General features: G+C 67.2%; 11 protein-coding genes. 8 read left to right on the top strand and 3 right to left on the bottom strand.

The features are described 5' to 3' along the window. The first annotated feature begins 380 nt into the window (after positions 1 to 380). The 4 genes from GQ464_RS07380 (at position 381) to GQ464_RS07365 (ending at position 10713) form a co-directional block, all read left to right on the top strand. Complete coding sequence (locus tag GQ464_RS07380) at positions 381 to 3752, top strand: TonB-dependent receptor (protein WP_166978516.1); 3372 nt, start codon at positions 381 to 383, stop codon at positions 3750 to 3752. 144 nt (positions 3753 to 3896) lie between these two features. Beyond that, positions 3897 to 7301: a T9SS type A sorting domain-containing protein gene (locus GQ464_RS07375; protein ID WP_166978514.1), complete on the top strand. Its 3405-nt coding sequence runs from the start codon at positions 3897 to 3899 to the stop codon at positions 7299 to 7301. Between the two features lie 48 nt (positions 7302 to 7349). Continuing rightward, complete coding sequence (locus tag GQ464_RS07370; RefSeq protein WP_166978512.1) at positions 7350 to 8399, top strand: PorV/PorQ family protein; 1050 nt, start codon at positions 7350 to 7352, stop codon at positions 8397 to 8399. A 151-nt stretch (positions 8400 to 8550) separates the two neighbouring features. Next, positions 8551 to 10713: a tetratricopeptide repeat protein gene (locus GQ464_RS07365; RefSeq protein WP_166978510.1), complete on the top strand. Its 2163-nt coding sequence runs from the start codon at positions 8551 to 8553 to the stop codon at positions 10711 to 10713. A 55-nt stretch (positions 10714 to 10768) separates the two neighbouring features. Here the strand turns inward: GQ464_RS07365 and GQ464_RS07360 are convergent, their stop codons facing one another. From GQ464_RS07360 to GQ464_RS07350, 3 genes are all read right to left on the bottom strand, one after another. Beyond that, positions 10769 to 12682 (bottom strand): glycoside hydrolase family 13 protein, encoded by a 1914-nt coding sequence (locus GQ464_RS07360; protein WP_166978507.1) that lies wholly within the window; start codon positions 12680 to 12682, stop codon positions 10769 to 10771. Between the two features lie 211 nt (positions 12683 to 12893). Then, positions 12894 to 14012: an ISAs1 family transposase gene (locus GQ464_RS07355; protein ID WP_166982023.1), complete on the bottom strand. Its 1119-nt coding sequence runs from the start codon at positions 14010 to 14012 to the stop codon at positions 12894 to 12896. A 158-nt stretch (positions 14013 to 14170) separates the two neighbouring features. Beyond that, on the bottom strand, positions 14171 to 15157 hold the full coding sequence (locus tag GQ464_RS07350) for a YpdA family putative bacillithiol disulfide reductase (protein ID WP_166981149.1): 987 nt from the start codon (positions 15155 to 15157) through the stop codon (positions 14171 to 14173). 174 nt (positions 15158 to 15331) lie between these two features. On the opposite strand from GQ464_RS07350, the gene parA reads away from it, so the two are divergent. From parA to GQ464_RS18705, 4 genes are all read left to right on the top strand, one after another. Continuing rightward, on the top strand, positions 15332 to 16180 hold the full coding sequence (gene parA / locus GQ464_RS07345) for a ParA family partition ATPase (protein ID WP_166981146.1): 849 nt from the start codon (positions 15332 to 15334) through the stop codon (positions 16178 to 16180). Positions 16181 to 16277: 97 nt separating this feature from the next. Then, entirely contained in the window at positions 16278 to 17384 is a 1107-nt protein-coding gene (locus GQ464_RS07340) for a site-2 protease family protein (protein WP_166981143.1), read from the top strand. 133 nt (positions 17385 to 17517) lie between these two features. Further along, positions 17518 to 18933 (top strand): pyruvate kinase, encoded by a 1416-nt coding sequence (gene pyk / locus GQ464_RS07335; protein ID WP_166981140.1) that lies wholly within the window; start codon positions 17518 to 17520, stop codon positions 18931 to 18933. Positions 18934 to 19028: 95 nt separating this feature from the next. Next, positions 19029 to 22298, top strand: a complete 3270-nt coding sequence (locus GQ464_RS18705) for a TonB family protein (RefSeq protein WP_166981137.1) — start codon at positions 19029 to 19031, stop codon at positions 22296 to 22298. Positions 22299 to 22357: the final 59 nt, after the last annotated feature.

Genomic DNA, 22357 nt, shown 5'->3' with positions numbered 1-22357 from the left:
CATTCCCTTGACAAAAGTTGTGCACCCCAATATATTGCCACACCGAAACGAAGAACCCATGAACCGACCGTAAGGCACACGATCCGAACCTTCGCTACGGCTTTTCCATCCCCCCGCACCTTTCGTAAGACGCTGTTTGCCAGAGCGCGCCGGTTTTCCGGGTCAGTGCGCGGCCCGGTGGCGCGTGTGTCTGGTCGGGCCGTAGGGAGGTGTTCCGGGTGCGGCCCCCGTATGTTGAGGGTGGCGCAGCCGGGTGTGCTTTACGCCAGGTAATACCCGGTTAAGTGTTATACGCTTAACATACCCGTGGACGGGTTGTGTCCGGTCGGCCTACGGGCAGTTCCCGTTCGAAGCCACACATCACCAGAGGAGGTAGCATTATGTTACGTAAATGGGGCACGCTTGTGCTGCTGGTGCTCATTACGCCGATGCTCGCCCTGGCGCAGAATACCGGTAAGTTGACCGGTGTCGTCACCGATGCCGAAACCGGTGACCCGCTGCCGGGAGCCAGCGTCGTGCTGGTGGGCACGCAGTTCGGGACCATTACGGACGTCGACGGCCAGTACCTGCTGCTCGGCGTGCCGGTGGGTGAGTACGACGTGCAGGTTTCGTTCGTCGGCTATCAGACCGTCACCCAGACCGGTGTGGAGGTCAACGCCGGCTATACGCGCGAGCTCAACTTTGCGCTCCGGCCGGGTGTGGAACTCGACGAGATCGTCGTCGAGTACGAGCGCCCGCTCATCCAGAAGGACGCCCTCGGTGCGCCGCGCGTGGTGACGGGGGAGGAGCTCCAGAACCTGCCCGTGCGTGGTGTGGCCACCGTGGCCTCGCTGCAGGCCGGCGTGGTGTCCAACGAAGGCTCCTCCACCCTCAACATCCGCGGCGGGCGTGATGAAGAGGTCGTCTACTACGTCGACGGCGTGAAGGTTGTCGGGAACCTGGGGGTTGCCCAGCAGGCCATTGCCGAACAGGAGATGCTCATCGGCGGGCTGCCGGCCAAATACGGCGACGCCATGGGCGGCGTGATCTCGGTGTCGACCAAGGGCGGTGCGAGCCGTTTCTTCGGCTCGGCCGAGGGCATCACGTCGCAGTTCTTCGACGACTACGAGTACAACCTCGGCTCGGTCGCGATCGGAGGCCCGGTCGCCGGGGAGAAGGTCAGCTTCTTCCTGTCGGCGGAGTACCAGTCGGAGTATGACGCCAACCCGCGTGCCATCCCGACGCCGCAGTTGCCGGATGACCGCCTGGAGGCGATCCAGAACGTGCCCGAGGCCATCCAGATTCAGGATGCCAGTGGGAACGTGCGGGCCGTGCCGGTGTCGGCCTTCGAGCTGGGCCAGAACGGGGAGGCCCGGGTGAGCCTCGCCGACCTGAATGCGCAGCTTGGCCTGGGTGAGGGCGAATCGGTGCTCAACTATGACCCGGTCTCGGTGACGCGTTTCTTTACGGAGGACGACTTCGAGTTCCGTAACGCCCGGCGCAACGCCGAGAACAAGAACCTGAACCTCAACGGCAACGTCAGCTTCAGCCCGAGCAGGTCGGTGCGTATTCGCCTGGGGGGGCAGTACGTCGACCGGGATTATGAGAGCTACAGCCTGCAGCGCTCGATCTTCAGCCCGCACAACAGCGGCCAGGGATCGCAGCAGACGAGCCGGGTGTACCTGAACTGGACGCACTACCTCTCGGCGGCCACGTTCTACCAGTTGCAGGTAGACTACACCAACTACAAGTTCGCCAACTGGCAGAACGGCTTCAGCGACGACATCCGCGACGTGCTCTTCTACGGCGACATCGATCACCCGAACAACGCCGTCGCCGCCCGCTACCGCCAGTTCGATCGCCTCGAGGATACCGACGGGGACGGCACGCCCGACACGGCCGTTTTCGTGCAGCAGTTCGAAGACGGGACCTTCCCGGGGCTTTCGGGTGTGGCGTCGCAGTTCGCACAGCCGGGCGCCGTGGGCTCGGGCTTCAGCAAGGGCCGGAGCGAGCAGCTCCGCTTCTCGGCCAACGTGACCACGCAGCTGGGCATCCACCAGATCGAGTTCGGCGGCGAGTATGAAAAGCGGACGCAGCGTTACTATGAGGTGCCGGTCTTCAACTTCTCGGGCGCCCAGTCGCTGGCCCGCTTCTACGACGACGGCGACATCGAAGGCGATGTGGAAAAGGCGGTCTCCCGCTGGGATGACTTCCAGTTCTCCGTGCTTGACGAGATCGGTGGGATTACCTATTACGGGTACGACTATCGCGGCCTCCAGGAGGTCGACAGCGAGGACCTGCGGGCCTACACCACCGGCGATCAGAACGCCGTCGGCAACTCGGCCTTCAACATTGCCCCCTACGAGCCGATCTACTACGCGGGCTATATCTCGGACAAGGTCGAATTCCGCGACATCGTGCTGCAGGTCGGCGTCCGCGTGGACGTCTTCGACAACAACCAGCGCGTCCTGCGCGATCCGTACGCCCTGGTGCCGATCAGGCGGGTGGCCGACGTCGGCGGTGCGCCCGAAAACATCGGCGGCGACTTTGCCGTCTACTGCACCAACGGGGACTGCTCCTCGCCCGATCGCGTCGTCGGCTACCGTGACCTGAACGGCACCTTCTACAACCGGAACGGGCAGGTCGTCGGAGCGACGGAAGTCGTCACGCGCGGAACGCCGCAGCTCCGCGACGGCTTCGAGCGGAACCAGCTCTACGAGGAGGTCTTCACGGACTACGACCCGCAGGTCAACTTCCAGCCGCGCATCGGCGTCACGTTCCCGGTGACGGACCAGGCCCTGTTCTTCGCCCACTACGACGTGCTGACGCAGCGGCCGACGACGCGGCAGATCGCCACGCTGGACATGTTCCAGAGCCGGCTGGCTTCCAGCGGCAGCATCGGCAATCCGAACCTGAAGCCGCAGAAGACGATCGAGTATGAGCTGGGCTTCCGGCAGCGCCTGGGCGCGCGCGCGGCCATCCAGATCTCCGGCTTCTTCCGGCAGATCAAAGACCTGATCCAGCTCCGTGCCCTCAAGAACGTCTTCCCGAACAACTACAGCACGTTCCAGAACGTGGACTTCGGGACGGTCAAGGGGGCCGAGTTCGAGTTCGACCTGCGTCGCACCGGCGGGGTGGCGCTCAACGTCTCCTACACGTTCTCGGTGGCCCGCGGTACCGGCTCCGATGCGACCACGACGTCGAACATCTTCTGGCTGCGCGAGGCCAACCCGATCGTCCCCAACTTCCTCAGCCCGCTGGACTTCGACCGCCGGCACACCGCCCACGTGACGCTGGACTACCGGCTCGGCGCAGGGGAAGGACCGACGATCTTCGGCAGCAAGCTGCTCGAGAACTTCGGCGTCAACATCATCGGCTCGCTCAAGAGCGGCCAGCCCTACTCCCGCCTGCTCGCACCCTACCCGCGGCACGCACCCGTGCGCCTGACCGGGCTCAAGGGCGAAATCAACGGCGAGAACCTCCCCACGACGACGCTGATCAACCTGCGCCTCGACCGCCAGTTCAGGCTCAACGACCGGACGACCCTCACTGCATTCCTGTGGATCGAAAACCTGCTCGACCAGGACAACGTGCTGGACGTCTGGCCGGCCACGGGGGACCCCGACAACGACGGATACCTGGAGACCGACGACGGCCTGGCCGAATTCCCGCCGGGCTCGTCCGGACGGATGTATTACCAGTTCCGCCTGCGTGATCCGTTCAACTACGGGATCCCGCGCCAGACCCGCCTCGGATTCCGTCTGAACTTCTAGGCTGAACTGCGAACCCGTGTCCGCCGGTTGCGGTGCGGCAGGCCGCCGGGAGACCCTCTTCCCACGGCCTGCCCGCCCGGCCTGCCGTGCCGCACCGGATCCCGTTGACGCCACAAAGGAATTATCGACTTGGAGGTAGCGCGAATGCGAACCTATAAACCGTTACTCCTGCTCGTCGTGCTCGGGCTCGTCTGGAGCACCCCGGCAGCCGCCCAGACCACGGGCAGCTGTGAGCTCGGGAGTGCCACCACCGACCTGGACATCAACAACGTCCGGGCACGCCTTTTCAACATGGGAGGCCTTTTCTGGAAAGGCGCCGGTAACGTCTACAACATCCCCAAAGCCCCGGAAGGGCAGCCCATCACCCCCAACGCCATCTTCGCCTCGGGCATCTGGATCGGCGGCCTCGTCAACGGGCAGCTCCGCGCTGCGGCGGCCGACTACGCCCGCTGGGAGTTCTGGCCCGGCCCGCTCACCGAAGACGGCGAGCTGCCCGGCGACGGCAACTGCTCCCGCTACGACCGCATCTGGAAGGTCAGCCGGGCGGAGATCCAGGCCCTCGATGAAGGCGTTCCGCCCACGGCCGACATCGCCGAGTGGCCGGCCGACCTGGGCGCCCCCTTCATCGACGCCAACGGCGACGGTGTCTACAACGTCGCCGACGGGGACCGCCCGGACATCCTGGGCGACCAGATGGCCTGGTGGGTCATGAACGACGTCGGCAACACGCACGGCACCACCGGAACGCCCGCCATGGGCCTGGAAGTGCAGGTCTCGGCCTTCGCCTTCAACCTGGCCGGTGACCTGGGCAACACCACCTTCTACAAGTACAAGCTCATCTACAAGGGCAAGGCCCCGATGACCGACACCTGGTTCGGCATCTGGTCCGACCCCGACCTCGGCAACGCCACCGACGACTACGTCGGCAGCGACACCACGCTCGGCCTGGGCTTCGTCTACAACGCCGACAACGACGACGAAGGCTCCGACGGCTACGGCGAAGCCCCGCCCGCGACCGGCTACGACTTCTTCCAGGGGCCGCTCGTCGATGCGCCGGGGCAGACGTGGACCGACCCGGACGGCACCGTCCACGAGAACAAAACGCGTCTGAAAATGACGCGCTTCCTCTACTATAACAATGACTCATCCGAGTTCGGCAACCCCCGTGACCTGACCTCCGACTGGTATAATTACCTCCGGGGGATCTGGCAGGATGGCTCGCGCATGTGCTTCGGGGGCAACGGCTTCAACCCGAACAACTGCGCCCAGACGGCCAACTTCATGTACCCGGGCGACCCGGTCACGAAGGCCTACTGGAGCGAGTTCAACATCGACGGCAACGGCACTCCCAACCCGCCGAGCGACCGCCGCTTCCTCATGTCCACCGGGCCCTTCACGATGAACCCCGGCGACGTGCAGGAGATCGTCTATGGCATCGTGACCGGCTTCGGTGCCGACAACCTGGACTCCGTCGCCAAGATGCGCGACGCCGACGCCCTGGCCCAGGCCGCCTTCGACGCGAACTTCCAGCTGCCCTCGCCGCCGAATGCCCCGCGCGTTTCGGTGACGCAGCTCGACGGTTCGGTCATCCTGAAGTGGACCAACCTGCCGACTGACAACAACTACCTCGAAAGCTATCAGGCGGAGAACCCGCTCGGCAGCACCTACACGTTCGAGGGGTATCGCGTCTACCAGTTCCCGACGGCCGAGTTCAAGCTGAGCGACGCCCGGCAGATCGCCATCTTCGACGTCCAGAACGGCGTCGTGGAACAGCACACGCTGGAGTCCCTGCCGAACGGGCTGACGTTCTTCGGCGCGCCGGGCCTCAACGACACCGGCATCCAGCATTCGCTCAAGGTGGACAACCTGACCAACTACACCGAATACTACTTCGGGGTGCAGGCCTTCGCCTATGACCCGGAGACCGATGTCAACAAGATCTTCCCGAGCCCGATGACGACCGTGACGGTCGTTCCCTCGCGCGTCGATGCCCGGGACGGCGGCACCGTGCTGGCCGATGCAGCCCTCGCCGCCGTGGCCAGTGCCGCCGAGCCGGACTTCTCGGCCGAACGCACCGCCGGAAAAGGCGGCGGCATCGTCTCGGCCGACGTGATCGACCCGGCGGCCGTCGTCGATGCCACGTACCGCGTCGAGTTCTACTCCGCCGAACTGCCCGCCAAGACGCGGACGGTGCAGGTCGAGGACCTGCCGGAAGAGGCCAACGGCCCGCTCGCGCAGCAGCGCCCGTTGCCGGCCGCCAAAGTGGCCGCGACGGTGACCACCTACGACATCTACCGCGGATCGGACAAGATCTTCGACGGCGGTACCGGCCCGAACGGAGCCATCACCCGGACGGGCAAGGCGGCGCCCCAGCGCCGGGCGGTCTTCACGGCCGACGGGCTTTCGTTCAACGTGCAGGGACCTGAACCCGGCCCGCTGGACATCGAGCCGGGCGCCGAAGAGTGGGCCTTCATCGAGATCGTCGGCCCCGGCGGGTTCGACCCCTGCGGCCCGGGTGCCGTCTCCACGTTCGGCTGTGCCGAGGTCGGCGGCAACTGGCTCTACCCCTCCTTCAACGGCACCGGCCAGTACGTCATGTACCACCAGGGCGCCGGGCCGGAAGCCGTGATCGGCAACTATGCGCCGAACGACTTCGAGATCCGCTTCACCGAGACGGGCTCCTATGCCTACCATCCCTTCACCACCGGCAATGCCATCTGGGTGCCGTTCGAGGTGTGGGACATCGGTCCGGTCGGGGCCTTCGGGGAGAACGATCCGAGCGACGACGTGCGGATGATCCCGAACCTCTTCTCGGACAACGCAGGCGAGTGCGAGTTCGCCTACGGTGAGCTGCCCAGTCCCTTCTTCGCCTCGGGTACCAACGGCGCTACGGACCGCGTCTATGCGTACTACCCGACGACGACGTATGAGGACTTCGAAGCGGTGGTCAAGCCGCTCGTCGATGCCGACCCGAACGGCTGCCCGAACGCCTTCGACGCGACGGGCGGTGCCATCGAGGATCTGATTGCCTTCGGGCTGGGTCGTCCGATCCAGCGCATCATCTTCGACGATGCCACGGGGGACCCGAACGTGCGTCATCCGGGTGACCTGGGGGCCGGCACGGTGGTGCGTTTCCTGACGACCAAGCCGAACCTCCCGGGCGACGTCTTCACCTTCAGCACCGAAGGCTTCGGTGCGCAGCGCGGGGTGGCCTCGGTGCTGGAAAACGCCCTCGAGGCGATCACCATCGTGCCGAACCCCTACAAAGGCGCCTCGACCTACGAGGTCAGTAACCTCAACGACGTGGTACGCATCACCAACCTGCCGGGCCGTGCCACGATCCGCATCTTCACCCTCAGCGGTACGCTGATCAAGACGATCGAAAAACGCAGTCCCGAGACGACGTTCGTCAACTGGGATCTGCAGACGGACGAAGCCCTGCCGATCGCCAGCGGCATCTACCTCATCCACGTGGAGGTGCCGGGCGTCGGGGAAAAGGTGCTCAAGTTCGCCGTCGTGAAGAAGCGGATCCAGCTCGACCTGCTCTGACAGGCCCGATGCATGCACGTACCACCGAATGCAACTGTGAGGTTTACGATGAAAGCGAATAGAACGCGACTGCTCGTCTACGGCCTGCTGGCGGCCTTCCTGGTGGGCCTGCTGGCCCCCGAGGCCCAGGCCGGTGACAAGAAACGGCGGGGTACGGCCGGCGCCGACCACCTGCTGGTGCCGCCGACCGCCCGCACGGCGGCCCTGGGCAATGCCATGACCGCCGGCATGGCCAACGCCTCGGGCCTCGAAGCCCTCTACTCGAACCCCGCCGGCCTGGCCCTCAACCCGGGGACGAACGCCATCTTCAGCCGCATCGAGTATGTGGCCGATATCGGCGTCAACTACTTCGGCGTGGCCCAGCGCTTCGGCAACAACAACCTGGCGATCACCTTCACGGCCTGGGACTTCGGGGACATCCCGCTGACGACCGAAACGAGCCCGGAGATCAGCTCGCTGACCTTCTCGGCCTCGTTCATCACGGCGGCCCTCTCCTACGCCCGCCAGTTCACCGACCGCATGGCGGCCGGGGTCACGTTCAAGGTGATCAACGAGTCGATCGACGATACGCAGGCCACCGGCATCGCCTTCGACGCCGGGATGAACTACACCGTCGGTGAAAGCGGCCTGCGCCTGGGCGTGAGCCTGAAAAACATCGGGCCCCAGATGAGCTACGGCGGCACCGGCATGGTGAAGCTCGTCCGCCTGCCGGACCAGCGCCCCAATGCGACGCCGAACGCCCTGCGGCTCGACGGTGCCGACTTCGAACTCCCGTCGATGCTCAACTTCGGCATCAGCTACACCCGGGAGGTCGGCGCCGGGGCCGTGGTCAACGTCTTCGGTAACTTCCGCTCCAACTCGTTCGATCAGGACCAGTTTGCCGGTGGCCTCGAACTGGGCTTCCGTAACATCCTGTTCGTGCGGGGCGGCTACTCGATGCAGGAAAGCGACCAGGACCTGACGTTCTACAGCGGCACCAACTTCGGTGCCGGCCTGAACCTGGACCTGGGCGGCACCACGCTCGTGGTCGACTACGCCTACCGCTCGACCGACTTCTTCGACGGCGTGCAGATGTTCACGGCCTCGGTGACGCTGTAACCCGTCACGCAGCATGCATGCGCGGGGTGATGCCGGCCTGGCCGGGGTCACCCCGCGCTTTTTTTTGCCCGCTTCGCCGGGAAACCCGGTGTCGCCGGCCGGGTTGGTTCCGGTGCTCGTCTGCCGGCTGCTTCGATAGGTGCCCGCTGTGATGCAACGTTTCGTGCTGCTGAGCCTGATCGTGGTGGGGCTCGCCGGCTGCGGCGGGCAGGAAGAAGCTGCGCCCGGCTCGCCCGCCGGGTCGTCCGGCGAAGCGGTGCGGTTCCGAAACGTCGAAGCCGGCGTCGCCTTCGTCGGGGATGCCGTCTGTGCCTCCTGCCACGAGGCCGAATACCACGGCTACCAGGCCCACGGGATGGCCCGGTCCTGGTACCGCCTTACACCGGAAAACGCCGTCGAGACCTTTCCCTCGCCTCCGATCTACCATGCCGGGCGCGGCTATTATTACCGGGCCTTCGAGGAAGCGGGGCGCTTCTATCAGGAGGAATATCGTCTCGGGCCGGACGGCGAAAAGACGCACCGGCTCGTACGCGAGATGCACCACGTCGTCGGCAGCGGCACGGCGGCACGAACCTACCTGACGGAAAACAACGGCTACCTCTACGAACTGCCGCTGACCTGGTATACCCAGACCGGGCGGTGGGATTTCAGCCCCGGCTACCGCGAAGACAATCCCCGCTTCGACCGCCTCATCCCGGATCGGTGCGTGGCCTGCCACAACAGCTATCCCGTTTCGGTGCCGTTCGTCGAGGGGAAATACGAGCGGATGCCGGAAGGGATCGGCTGCGAGCGCTGTCATGGACCCGGCGACCTGCACGTGGAGGTCCGCCTGGCCGATCCGGAGGTGGTGGGCGACTATGACCCGACGATCGTCAACCCGGCCCACCTGCCCTTCGAACGCCGCCTCGACGTGTGCCAGCAATGCCACCTCTCCGGCACCGTCTCGATACTCCGTGAGCGACGCTCGGCGTTCGATTTCCGCCCGTCGGAGCCGCTCTCGGCCCACGTGTCGCTCTTCTACCGGGAGGAGCCCACCCGCGTCGACCGGATCGACGTGATCTCGCACGCCGACCGCATGAAGAAGAGCGCCTGCTTCCAGGCCACGCTGGCGCAGGGCAACCCGATGGAGTGCATCACGTGCCACAACCCCCACGAGGGCTTCCGCGACAAGGGACCGGCGTATTTCAACACGACCTGCCAGGACTGCCATGCCCCGGCGGCGCTGGTCGAACGGTTCGACACGCCGGCGGCCCGTGAGCGCCACACCCCGGAGGCCAACTGCATCGCCTGCCACATGCCGAAGGTGGCCGGCGAGGGAACGCCGCACACCACCTTTACCGACCACCTGATCCGGGTGGTACGGGATGAACCGGCGCCATCGCCGGAGCCCGTTCACCGGCCACCCGTGCTGAAACCCTACTTCGAACGGGACGCCGGGGGAACGGACGGCCTGCGCTATGCCGGCATGGCCTACGTCGTCTATGGCACGCAACGCGGCGATACGCTGGCGCTGCGGGAAGGCATCCGTCGCCTCGCGCGGGCCCTGGCCGAAGACCCGGAACACGGGGAGGCGCAGTACCTGCTGGGTTTCGCCCGGCTTCGGCTGGGGGAGGTCGGGGAAGCCATCCCGCCGCTGGAGACCGCCGTGCGGCTCGATCCCGGCGTTCCCGAGCGGCTCAACACGCTGGCGCAGGCCTACGAGGCCGATGGTCGCGATCCCGCCGTCATCGCCCGGCTCTACCGGCGGGCGCTCGATCTCCAGCCGGCGCTGGCCGGCATACGGGTCAACTATGGCCGTTTCCTGGAGGCACAGGGACGGCTTCAGGAGGCCGTTGCGCTGTACCGGCAGGCCATCGAGGAACAACCCTGGCTCGTCCGGGCCCACTATAACCTGGGGTCGGCTCTGTTGCGCGACGGCGACATGGAAGCGGGCGAGGCGGCGCTGCGCCGTGCCCTGGAACTGAACCCCGACGATCCGGACGCGCTGACGAACATGGGGCTGGCCCATATCCTCCGTGGCGCGCGTGAGGCGGCCCGCCCGTATCTCGAACGTGCCGTGGCGGTGGCTCCCTCGCATCCCATCGCGCTGGGCAACCTGGGGGCCTTCTACCTGGAGGAAGACCGGCTCGACCGCGCCATCGACCTGCTCACCCGCGCCGTCGAAGTCCGCCCGGACTACGTCGACGCGCTGGCCAACCTGGCCCTGGCCCACTTCCGCCACGACGACATGGAGGCGGCCGCACGGTACGCCCGGCGTGCCCTGGAACTGGCACCCGGCCATCCGCTCGCCCGCCAGATCCTGGCGGCGCTCTGAATGGCGTGGTGCGTATTTCGTATTTCGTAGGGCTTTTTACGCACCACGCACGCCGTCATTCCTCCATCATCCAGATCCGGGCGGAGCGGGGCGGCATCGGGAAGGTGAGCGTGGCGCGTTCGAGGCGGGCCGTCTCGCCGGAGAGGACGTCGCGCACGGTGCGGCCGACCAGGGAACGGGCGGGGGTGTGCCCGGCGGCGGGGAAGGTCGTCTGCACGTCCAGGGCGAGTTCGTGCGGCGCCTCGTCCAGGTTGAAGGCCACCCACACCTGCTCGTCGCCGAAGCGGCGGGCGTAGGCCAGCGTCCGTGTGGCGTCGTCGGCGTGGAGCACCTCGAAGCTGCCGCGCCGCAGGGCCGGGCTCGCGCGGCGCAGGTGAACCAGCGTGCGGTAGTAGGCGAACAGGTCGTGGTCGAAGCCGACCGCGTCGCGGGGGCGTTCGAGGCCCAGCGGGTGGGACGCCTCGTCGTCGAAGGTCAGCTCCGGCCAGACCATCGGCTTGCGGTCGTCCGGGTCGTCGGCGCCCCACATCCCGGCCTCGTCCCCGTAGAAAAGGTGCGGTGCGCCGACGTACGTGAATTGGTGGGCCAGGATGAGGCGCTGCGTCGTGCGCTCGGCCGCGTTCGGCTTGCGGACGCGGTAGGCGGGGTTGTCCCGCACGCCGGCGCGGTAGTCGAACCGGACATCCGGGTTGACCACCTGCGAGGCGAGCCGGTCGGTGTCGTGCGAGCCGAGGGTGTTCATCAGGACGAAGTTCACCTCGGGCGGGTAGTCCTCGTAGAGGGTGCGGAGTTCGCGGGCGAAGGCCGACGGGCCGTAGGGGGCGCCGGGTTCGAGGTCGGCCCCGAGGAACAGGCGGCGGACGGCCCGCGCCCAGCGGTAGTTCATCACCGCGTCGAAGGCGTCTCCTTCGAGCCAGGGGCGGGCGTTGAACATGCGCTCGGGCCACTCCTCCCACCACACCTCGCCGACGAGGTAGGCTTCCGGGTTGAGGCCGCGGACGAAGGCGCGGAAGTCCTGCCAGAAGCGGAGGTGCACCATCTCGGCCACGTCCAGGCGCCACCCGTCGACGCCGTCGGAGGGGTCGCCGTCGCCGTTCGGGTCCATCCAGCGGCGCACGGAGGCGTAGACGTAGGCGCGGATGGGCGGGATGAGGCCGTGTTCGTCCTCGCGCAGCTCGGGCAGTTCCCGCACGCCGAGCCATCCCGCATAGGCGAACTCGTTCGTGTCGGGGGTGGCGGGGTCGTCCCAGGCGGTGATGGTGAACCAGTCGGCGAAGGGGGAAGCCTGCTGCCGGGCCACCACGTCTTCGAAGGCGAAGGAGCGGAGGCCCATGTGGTTGAAGACGCCGTCGAGGATGACCCGCATGCCGCGGGCGTGGGCCTCGCGGACGAGCGCCAGGAAGAGGGTGTCTGCGGCGGTCCACGTCCAGGTGGCCGGGTCGACGGGGTTCTCGGCGGCCATGCGCGCCCGGTCGCCGGCCGGGTCGGGGCCGAAGTTGTCGTCCACGTGGTGGTACATCGCCCCGTCGTACTTGTGCAGGCTGGGCGATTCGAAGATCGGGTTCAGGTAGAGGGCCGTCACGCCGAGCGAGTCGAGGTAGTCGAGGCGGTCGAGGATGCCCTGGAGGTCGCCCCCGTAGCGGCGGAGTTGCACGGAGAGGTAGAAGTCGTCCGAGGCGGCGCGTTCCCAGCCGGCGCGGGCGTACCAGTCGGCGGTCCAGCGGGCGATCTGCCAGCCCTCGGGGGTCAGGTGGGGCCACGACCCCCGGAGGTCGTCCACCGTCGGGTCGTTCGACGGGTCGCCGTTGCGGAAGCGCTCGGGAAAGATCTGGTACCAGACGGCGTCCTTGGCCCACTCGGGCACGTCCACCGAGGGCGGGACGGCACGGGGGAGCGGCACCGTGTCGAAGCGGGTGCACGCACCGGTCAGGCCGGCGAGCAGGACGAGCAGGAGGGTAGGGGGGCGCATGGGGGCGACGGGCTGGGACAGAGGACCCGTCAGGTTACGCCCGCTCGCCCCTCATTCGCAAATACCTTCTTTTGGATTGCAAATTGCAGATTGCAAATTGCAGATTTTGATGGCCTGCCCTTCACTTTCCGGCTTTCATGGCCCTGCAGTGGCAGAAGATCAGCCACCAGGGCACGTGGCGCCAGGCGATGCCATCCAGGGCGAGCGCATTCTAAATTCCGACGATCTGCGCCAGGAAGGCATCGTCCCAACCGGCCCGTTTTCGCTTCATGCGCAGACTCAACCGCTTCGTTTCGTCCTTGCGCAACAGGTTGAGCGCTAGCTGCCGCACCACCGCCATGTTCTGCCCCCCGTGATCGCGCCGAATACGGCTCTCATCCTCCCGAAACACCACATCGAGCACCCAGTGCAGCTGATTCTCAATGCCCCAGTGACTCCGGATGATATCCAGCATCTGCTCCGCTGTGGTCGCGAGGCTGCTGATGTAGAAGCGGCGCTCCAGACTCACGCCCTGCTGCGTGTGGCGCTCGTGTTCGACCATCACGAGGCTGTTCAGGTCACGCCACGCCTCGGCCTTGGGCACCCAGGCCACATCGGTCGAGATCCACAGCCGACGCACTTCCTTGCGCCCGTGCCCCAGGTCACAGCGCTCCGCGTAGGCGACCGGCATCGCCCGCCAGTGCCGCGTGCGCCCCTGCTCGAAGTAGGCCCGCACCTCACGGTGGAGCAGGCCCTGGTTGCCCTTCAGGGCCAACACGTAGTCCGCCCCCTGCGCGCAGATCGCTTCGGCAATCTCGGTCTGCGTGCCCATCGCATCGAGCGTCACAATGCAGCCTTCGAGGTCCAACACCTCCAGAAGCGCCGGAATCGCGGTAATCTCATTGCTCTTGGCCGAGACCTTCTCTTGCGCCAGCACCAGATGCTGCTCACACGCCCAGGCCGAGATCATGTGCAGGGCGGCCTTCGGGTCGTCTTTGTCGTAACTGCGGCGCAGCGTCTTGCCATCGATGGCAATGACCTCGCCGGCCGTCTGTTGGGCCAGCGCCTCCACCCAGCGTACGAAGCCGCGGGCGAAGGCCTCCGGGCAGATGGCGGCCAGGACGCGGCGGAAGGTGTCGCCCGAGGGCGTGCCATGTTTGAGGTCGAGCCGTTGGGTCAGCCAGGAGACTTTGGCCTGGGCGAACGTGGCGATGTCATCCCAGCCCTCAGCACCGGCAACAACGGCACAGAGGGCGATCACGAGCACGTGCTCGAGCCGGTGGCGTTTGCCCTGATCGCGTCGGGGGTCCTCAAGGTGGTCAAAATAGCGAATAAAGCAGGTCTCAGACATGAACGGAGGGGAGCAAACTGGAACGGCTGACGAACCGGCACAGCTTACGACATCCCAGGCCATTAACACTAGCCTATTTTAGAATGCGCTCGCCCTGCGATGCCATCCCAAGCATCCAATTTTCAATCTTCCAATCTGTAATTTGCAACCTTCAACCTTCAACCTTCAACCTTCCAGTCCGCCGTTGCAGTCTCGGCGATGTGGCGCATGATCTGGGCGGCGTGGAAGCGGCCGTTCTCGATGAACCAGCGGCTCGTGTTCAGCCCCCCGCAGACGGTGCCGGCCAGGTAGACGCCCGGGCGGTTCGTCTCGAACGTCTCGGGGTCGTGCACGGGCGTGCGGGCCGGGTCGTCCGCCACCGCGATGCCCAGCGCTTCGGTGAGGAAGGTGTAGTCCGGCCGGTAGCCGGTCATCGCCAGGACGAAGTCGTTCGGCAACTCGACCGGTCCTTCGGGGGTACGCAGGCGGATCGTCTGCTCGGTGATGGCCTCGACGGTGGTGTTGAAGTAGGCCCGGATCGAGCCCTCGCGGATGCGGTTCTCCAGGTCCGGCTTGATCCAGTACTTGACGCTGTCGCTGACGGCGGGGCCGCGCACCACCAGTGTCACCCGGGCGCCGTGGCGGAAGCATTCGAGGGCCGCCTTCGCCGCCGAGTTCTTCGCGCCGATGACGGCCACCTCCATTCCCGTGTACGCGAAGGGCTCCTTGTAATAATGCGTCACCTTGGGCAGGTCCTCGCCCGGCACGTCCATCCGGTTGGGCACGTCGAAGAAGCCCGTGGCCGCCACCACGAAGCGGCTCTCGTGGGTGCCCCGGTCCGTGTGCACGACGAAGTGCCCGGCCTCGCCCTCGACCCGTAGCACCCGCTCGTAGAGGCGCACGTCGAGACGTTCCACCTGGGCCACGCGCCGGTAGTAGTCGATGGTCTCCTCGCGGAGGGGCTTGTACCGGTGGGTGGGGAAGGGATGGCCGCCGATCTCGAGCAGGTCCGGCGTGGAGAAGAGCTCCATGTTGGTCGGGTACCCGAGGAAGGAGTTGACGAGGGCTCCCTTCTCGATGAGCCGCGCCGAGAGGCCGTTCCGCCGGGCCTCGATGCCGCAGGCCAGCCCGACCGGCCCCGCCCCGATGATGATCACGTCCAGCATAAGCCGCTGCCTTCGTAGTGGACAGGCAGGAATCGAACCGGGATCGGGGGGTGCGGTTTCGAGAATTTCGAATGAGGGCGGGCGACTCAAGTTTTTCGGCCGGTGTGCCGATATCTGCCCCGTGCAGATCCGATCAGTGTTTCATGTGGATGCGGGGTGTCGTCCGTGCGTCGAGTGAGCGATTCGCCTGTCTCAAGACCGTTCGAAGGAGTGCAGGAACAGGGGCCGTGGGAGCACGCGGGTCCATCGGCGGCGGCCGTGATGGTGGCGGTGCTCAACCTGAAGGGGGGCAGTGGCAAATCGACGCTGGCGACGAACCTGGCGCGGTCCCTGCAGCGGCTGGGGCATGCGGTGTTGCTCATCGATACGGACGCGCAGGGGACGTTGCGGCACTGGCAGGCGCGGCAGGGCCGCCGCAGCGACCAGCCGCCGGTTGTCGGGCTGGAGCCGGAGCGTTTTGCGGAGGAGCTGGGCGCCCTGGCGCTGGGCTACGACGTGGTGATCGTGGACGGAACCGCCAAGGTGGTGCAGGGGGTGGGGTACCTGGTGCACCTGGCCGACCTGGTGCTGATCCCCGTCCAGCCGTCCGCGGCGGACCTGTGGGCCGTCTCGGGCCTGGCGGAGATGGTCCGGACGCGCCGGCGGATGTACGGGGGGTGCCCGCAGGCCGCCTTCGTGATTTCCCGGCAGATCCCCGGGGCGCGGCCGGCGGCGCCGGCGACCCTCGAAGCCTTCGAACTGCCCGTGCTCCAGAGCCGGCTGACCCAGCGCATCGTCTATGCCGAGGCCCTTGCCCGGGGCATGACGGTGCTCGACGTGGCCCCCGGCGGCAAGGCCGCCCGGGAGGTCGAGGCCCTGCGCGACGAGATCCTGGCTCGCTTTCCCGAGGTACATCGCCGGCTCGGCGCGTCCCGGCGTACACGGAACCGGAAAATGCGGCTCTACCGGCTGGAGCACCGGGAAGCCCGTCCCGGAGGCGGGTCGGTGCCGGAACGCCCCCCCGACATGCCGCACGAAAGTTGATCCGGCAGAACGGGCCCGTGGCGGAAAAGTGTGTATTTTTTCCGTATCCTGAAACCGTTCGTTGGATCGCCCGGGGCGTTTGTGGCCCTTCGCTGTCATGAAACATTCCCTCAAGGTTGGATCGGTTGCCGGCATCGGTATCTACCTGCACTGGACGTTCCTGCTGCTGCTGGCCGGCATCTTCGCCTTCTTTCTGTTGAAAGGCGATCGCATCGAGGCGGCGCTGGTCGGCGTGGGGCTGATCCTGGTGGTTTTTGCGTGTGTTGTGCTGCACGAGCTGGGGCATGCCCTGACGGCCCGTCACTTCGGGGTCCCCACCCGGGACATCACGCTGTACCCGATCGGCGGGGTGGCGCGGCTCCAGCGCATTCCGGAGGCGCCGATGCAGGAATTCTGGATCGCGGTGGCCGGGCCGGCGGTCAACGTCGTGATCGCCGTGCTGCTGCTCGGGGTCAAGCTGGCAACCGGCGGCAGCCTCTCGCCCGCGGCGATGACGGCGCCTTCGGGCGACGTCGTCGGGGCGCTGCTGTGGATCAACCTGCTCCTGGTCGGTTTCAACCTGTTGCCCGCGTTCCCGATGGACGGCGGGCGGGTGCTCCGGGCCCTGCTGGCGACCCGTATGGACTATGCGCGGGCCACCCAGATCGCCGCCGGCATCGGGCAGGGGATGGCGATTCTCTTCGGGCTCGTCGGCCTGGTCGGGTTCAACCCGATCCTGCTGTTCATCGCCCTCTTCGTCTACATCGGCGCGCAACAGGAGGCCCAGCAGGCCATGATGCGCAGCCTGGTGCAGGGCATCCCGGTGCGCCAGGCCATGATGACGCGCTTCCGGACCCTCACGCCGGATGACCCGCTGCGCGTGGCCGTGGAAGAACTGCTGGCCGGCAGCGATCAGGACTTTCCGGTGGTTCGCAACGGGCACGTGTGCGGGATGCTCACGCGCAAGCGGTTGCTCCGGGCACTGGCCGAACACGGGCCGCAGACCCGCGTCGGGGACGTGGTGCCGGAGAGCGACTTCGTGCTCGAGGACACCTGCATGCTCGACGAAGCCTTTCAGCGCATGCAGGAACAGGGGGTGGAGGCGGCGCCGGTCGTCCGGGCCGGGCGGCTGGTGGGGCTGCTCACGCTCGAGAACGTAGGCGAGCTGATGATGATTCACGCCGCGTTGCAGCAGCCGGCCTCCCGGCGGGAGGCCCTGTCCTGACAGCCGGACGGCCCCGGCGGCGTGCGTTGCACGGAAGGCTTCAACATCTCCTTAAGCGCGTCTCATTGAACGGGGTCCGCGTGCGCAGTACCTTTAGCCCGAGCTCTCCTGTCTCACGTTCGGGATCGCCCGTATGACACGCCGTACCAAGATTGTCTGTACGCTTGGCCCCAGCTCTTCGGACAAGGCTACCATCCGGGCCCTCATCGAAGCCGGGATGGACGTGGCCCGCCTGAACTTTTCGCACGGCTCGCATGCCGACCACCGCCGTGTGATCGAGTGTGTGCGGGAAGAGGCGGCCCGGGCCGGGCGCGTCGTGCCGATCCTGCAGGACCTGCAGGGGCCCAAGATCCGCATCGGCAAGGTGAAGGGGGACGTGGTGCTGCTGCGCGAAGGGCAGACGCTCGTGCTCACGTCCGAGCCGATGGAGGAGAGCACCGCCGAGCGGGTTTACGTCAGCTATCCGACGCTGGCCCAGGACACCGAGGTCGGCGGGCACATCCTGCTCGACGATGGCCAGCTGGAGCTGGAGATCGTCGAGAAGCGAAAAAGCGAGGTGGTGACGAAGGTGGTCGTCGGAGGGCCCTTGCGCTCGCGCAAGGGGGTCAACCTGCCCAACATCCGCACCTCGACGCCGTCGTTGACGGAGAAGGACCTCGAAGACCTCGAGTTCGGGCTCTCGGTCGGGGTGGATCTGATCGCCCTTTCGTTCGTCCGGGACGAGGCCGACGTGACGGACCTGATCCGCCGCGTGCGTGAGTCCGGCCGGCGGGTCGGCGTCATCGCCAAGATCGAGAAGCCGGAAGCCGTCGAACGGATCGACCAGATCCTCGCCAAGGCCGACGGTATCATGGTGGCCCGGGGTGATCTGGGGATCGAGATGCGCCTCTCGAAGGTGCCCGGCGCCCAGAAACGGATCATCAAGAAGTGCCTGGCAGCCGCCAAGCCCGCCATCACGGCCACCCAGATGCTCGAAAGCATGATCGAGAACCCGCGCCCGACGCGCGCCGAGGTGAGCGACGTCGCCAACGCCGTGCTCGACGGCAGCGACGCCTTGATGCTCTCGGGTGAGACGGCCGTCGGCAAGTACCCCGTCCGCGTCGTCGAGGTGATGGACCAGATCATTCGTGAGGCCGAACGGCATTACGGCCAGATCATCGAGCACCTGCCGGATATGCGGGCCTCCTTCGACGTGACCGATGCCGTCAGCTATACGGCCTACCAGCTCGCCGGGCAGGTCGGGGCCGTCGCCATCGCCTGCCTGACGGCCTCGGGCGCCACCGCCCGCGCCATCGCCCGCCACCGTCCCCGCGTGCCCGTCTACGCCTTTACGGACGACGAGCGCGTCGTGGGGCAACTGGGCCTCACCTGGGGAACAAAAGCCTTCGCCATTCCTTTCCAGCGAGACACGGACGAGGGGGTGGCCTGCGTGCACCGCGTGCTGGTCGAGCACGACCTGGCCCGCCCGGGCGACCTCATCGTCATCACCGCCGGCATGCCCCTGCCTGCCAAAGGCCGGACCAACATGGTGCATGTCAGCCGCATCTGAGCCCTTCGAAGCCGGACGACGAGCCGCATGAAGCACGGATACGATGCCTGCCCGGCCCCGTGCCGGGACAACCCGTAACACGCCGGGTCCATCCGGTGTCTCCGGAGATCCGTTCCGGCCTGACGGCCGTCGCATGCATGCGCCCGGACGGATCGCGCACCACCGGCTCGTTCGCTCATTGCCTGCTCCGACTGGATATGCTGGGTCGCCGTTTCCTGTTGCTGGGCCTGATCCTGGTGCTTTCCGGCTGTGGCTCCAGCTCGTTTCTGGGCCGCCGGTTCGACAACTTCACGGCCTATTATAACACGTTCTACAACGCCCGGAAAGCCTACGAGCGCGGTGTCAAATCCCTCTCCCGCAACGACACCCCCGTCGACCGGAACCGGTACCTGCCCATCTTCAGCGAGCCGAGCCGGACTGCGAAGTCGAAGGATTTTGAGGATGCCATCAAGAAAAGCGCCGACGTGCTGCGGGATCACCCGCGCTCGAAGTGGGTCGACGATGCGCTCCTGCTGATCGGCAAATCCTACTTCTACCAGCAGAACTACGTCGGGGCCGAGCAGAAATTCCGCGAGGTGATCGAGCTGGGATCGGACCTGGAGGATGAGGCCCGCTTCTGGCTGGCGCGTACCCTGATCGCCGGCCAGGCCTACGACGAGGCCGCCGCCCATCTGCAGGAGAGCCTGGTGCGGGAAGGGCTGGAGCAAGCGTGGGCGGCGATGCTCCACCTGGCCCTCGGCGAGCTCTACGTCAAACGGGCGGACTGGGAGGCCGCCGCCGAAGCGCTGGAACGGGGCCTGGCCCACGTGCCGGATCGTGACACCGGCGCGCGGGCCCAGTTTCTGCTGGGACAGGTCTATGAGACGATGGGCCGGTATGCCGATGCCGTGGCCGCGTTCGAACGGGTGGCCCGGTTTAACCCGCTCTACGAGCTGGGCTATGCCGCACGCTACAGCGCCATCCGGGTTGAAGGACGCTATGGCGACGGCGAGCGCGCCCTGAAGCTGCTGCGCAAAATGGAGCGGGACGACAAGCACTACGTCTACCGCGCCGACCTGGCCTACCTGCGCGGGCGCATCCTGCAGGCCATGGGGCGGACGGAGGAAGCCCGTGCCGTCTATCACGGCCTGCTCTACAACGACGATCGCTCGCTGGACATCTCCCGGGTGCGGGGACGCATCCACTATGCCCTCGGCGAGATCCACCGCGACGTCTACGAAGACTTCGTGCGTGCCGCCGCCTATTTCGACTCGGCGGCCGTGGCGCTCGGCTCGGCCGGCGGCACGACGGCCAGCCGGGGCGGAACGGGCCTCGCCACCGAGCGTGACCCCGCCGCGTTTGCCCCCGAGGCGATCCTGGATGCCGCCTCCCTGCGCGAACAGTTTGGAAACTATGCCCGGGTCTACCGCGAAGTGTCCCGGATGGATTCGCTGCTGGCCCTTGGCCGCATGCCGCCCCGGGAGTTCGAAGCCTTCATCCTCGAACTGCGCCGGCAGCGGGCACGGGAACTGGAGCAGCAACGCCGCCTCCGGGAAGCCCGGCAGATCGAACAGCGGTTCCGGGAAGGCGCCGCCGGGCAAACGAACAATTTCCAGAACAGCGGCCTGCCGGACGGGAAAGTCGTCCCCGGTGTCAATGCACCGGAGGAACGGGGCGAGGCCGGCTTCCTGTATCACCGGGACCCCGTACGCCTGCAGGAGGCGCGCAGCCTTTTCATCAGCCGCTGGGGCGACCGGCCCCGCGTGCCCAACTGGCGACGGATCGATGCCATCTCGAACCAGGGCGTCGATCCGGAAACGGAAGCCGTGATCGCAGAGGGCGAAACCCTGCCCGGTGACGAGGCGGCCGGGACGCTGCCGCCGATCGATGTCTCCGCGGTTCCCCGGGATCCCCTCGCGCAGGCCCGTATGCGGGCCGCCCGGGCCATCGCACGCTATGAACTGGCCAACGTGCTTTTCCTGGGGATCGACCGGCCGGACTCGGCCGCCGTCTGGTATCGCATGGTGATCGAAGAGGACGGCGATCAGCCGGTGGCGCAGCGTGCCTACTATGCCCTGGCCGAGGTACAGCGGGCCCTGGGAGACGACCGGGCCGCCCGTCGCCTCTACGAAGAGGTGCTCGCCGCCTATCCGAACTCCGACTTTGCCGACCGGGTGCGCGAACGGCTCGGCCTGGCGAAAGCGTCCGGGGGGGCCGTCGACTCGCTCGGCCTGGCCGAGGAAGCCTATGAACGGGCCTATCAGGCCTGGCAACGCGGGGCTTATGCACGGGCCCTCAACGAGATGGTGCGCACGGCCGGGGCCTATGCGGCCACCGGGGTTGCGCCGCGCGCCCTGCTGGCCGCCGGTGCGATCTACATGGAATGGGCCGGCCGCGACAGCCTCGACCTGTTTGCCCCGCTCCCCCTGTCCGTCTCCGGCTGGCTGCTGCAACAGGCCGGGCTCGTGGACCCGCCTTCCACGGACAGCCTGGAGGCGGCCGCGCGCACGGTACCGTCCGGGGCCGCCGTGCCCGAAGGCGGGGAGGGCGGTAACGTGCCGGATTCCGGGAACGACCGGCTGGCCCTTCCTGCCGCCGACCCGCCGGCCGACAGCCTGGTCCAGGCCGACGTGGCCCTGGTGACCGGCATGGACGCGGCGCCGGCCCGCCCCTTTCCCGTCTCGCTCGAACAGCTTTATCAGACCATCGGCCGGCGCTATGGCGGCACGCCGTATGCCGAGCAGGCACGCCACCTCCTCGCCGCGCTTGAAGAACGGCGCCCCGCCCCCGACACGACGGCGGCCCCCGCCGGCTTCACCGACACCCTGGCCGTGATGCCGGACTCGCTCGCCGGCCCGGCCGATACGCTCGCGGTGGCCGCGGACACGGCCCGCGTCACACCCGTGCAGGCCGAAGCCGGAGGCGACCGCGGCAACGAAACACCGCCGGTACCGGAGAAACGGCGCCTGCTGGACGAACGCGACCGCGAACTCCTCGAAAGGAAGCAGCGGAGCCTGCCGGGGGATTCCGCACGGGGAGCCACCGGAGACGGCGGGACGCCTGCGGCGGGCCCACCGGACGCGGTCTACGACCGCGACGGGGTCGAGACGCCGCCTGAACTGAGGGGCGGCATGGAAATGCTGCTGCGGCAGCTGCGGTATCCCCCGGAGGTCGCCCGGGAGGGGATCACGGGTGAGGTCGTGGTGCGGCTCGTGGTGGACGAGCAGGGGATGCCGGTGGAACCGGTCGTGGAGGCGGGGCTCTGCCCGGCCTGTGACGAGGAGGCGCTGCGGGTCGTGCGGGAGGCCCGCTTCAGGCCGGGAATGCTGGGCGGCCGGCCCGTGAAGGTCCGTCTCACCCTCACCATTCCGTTCAAATTACGTTGAAACGAGGCCCTGTGCGGGGCGTACGGCCGGCGGATCCCTCCGGCCTGCGATCGGCGGAT

Source organism: Rhodocaloribacter litoris (assembly GCF_011682235.2).
GTDB lineage: Bacteria > Bacteroidota > Rhodothermia > Rhodothermales > ISCAR-4553 > Rhodocaloribacter > Rhodocaloribacter litoris.
The sequence above is the reverse complement of the archived record's forward strand: the minus strand, read 5'-3'. Positions and strand labels throughout refer to the sequence as shown.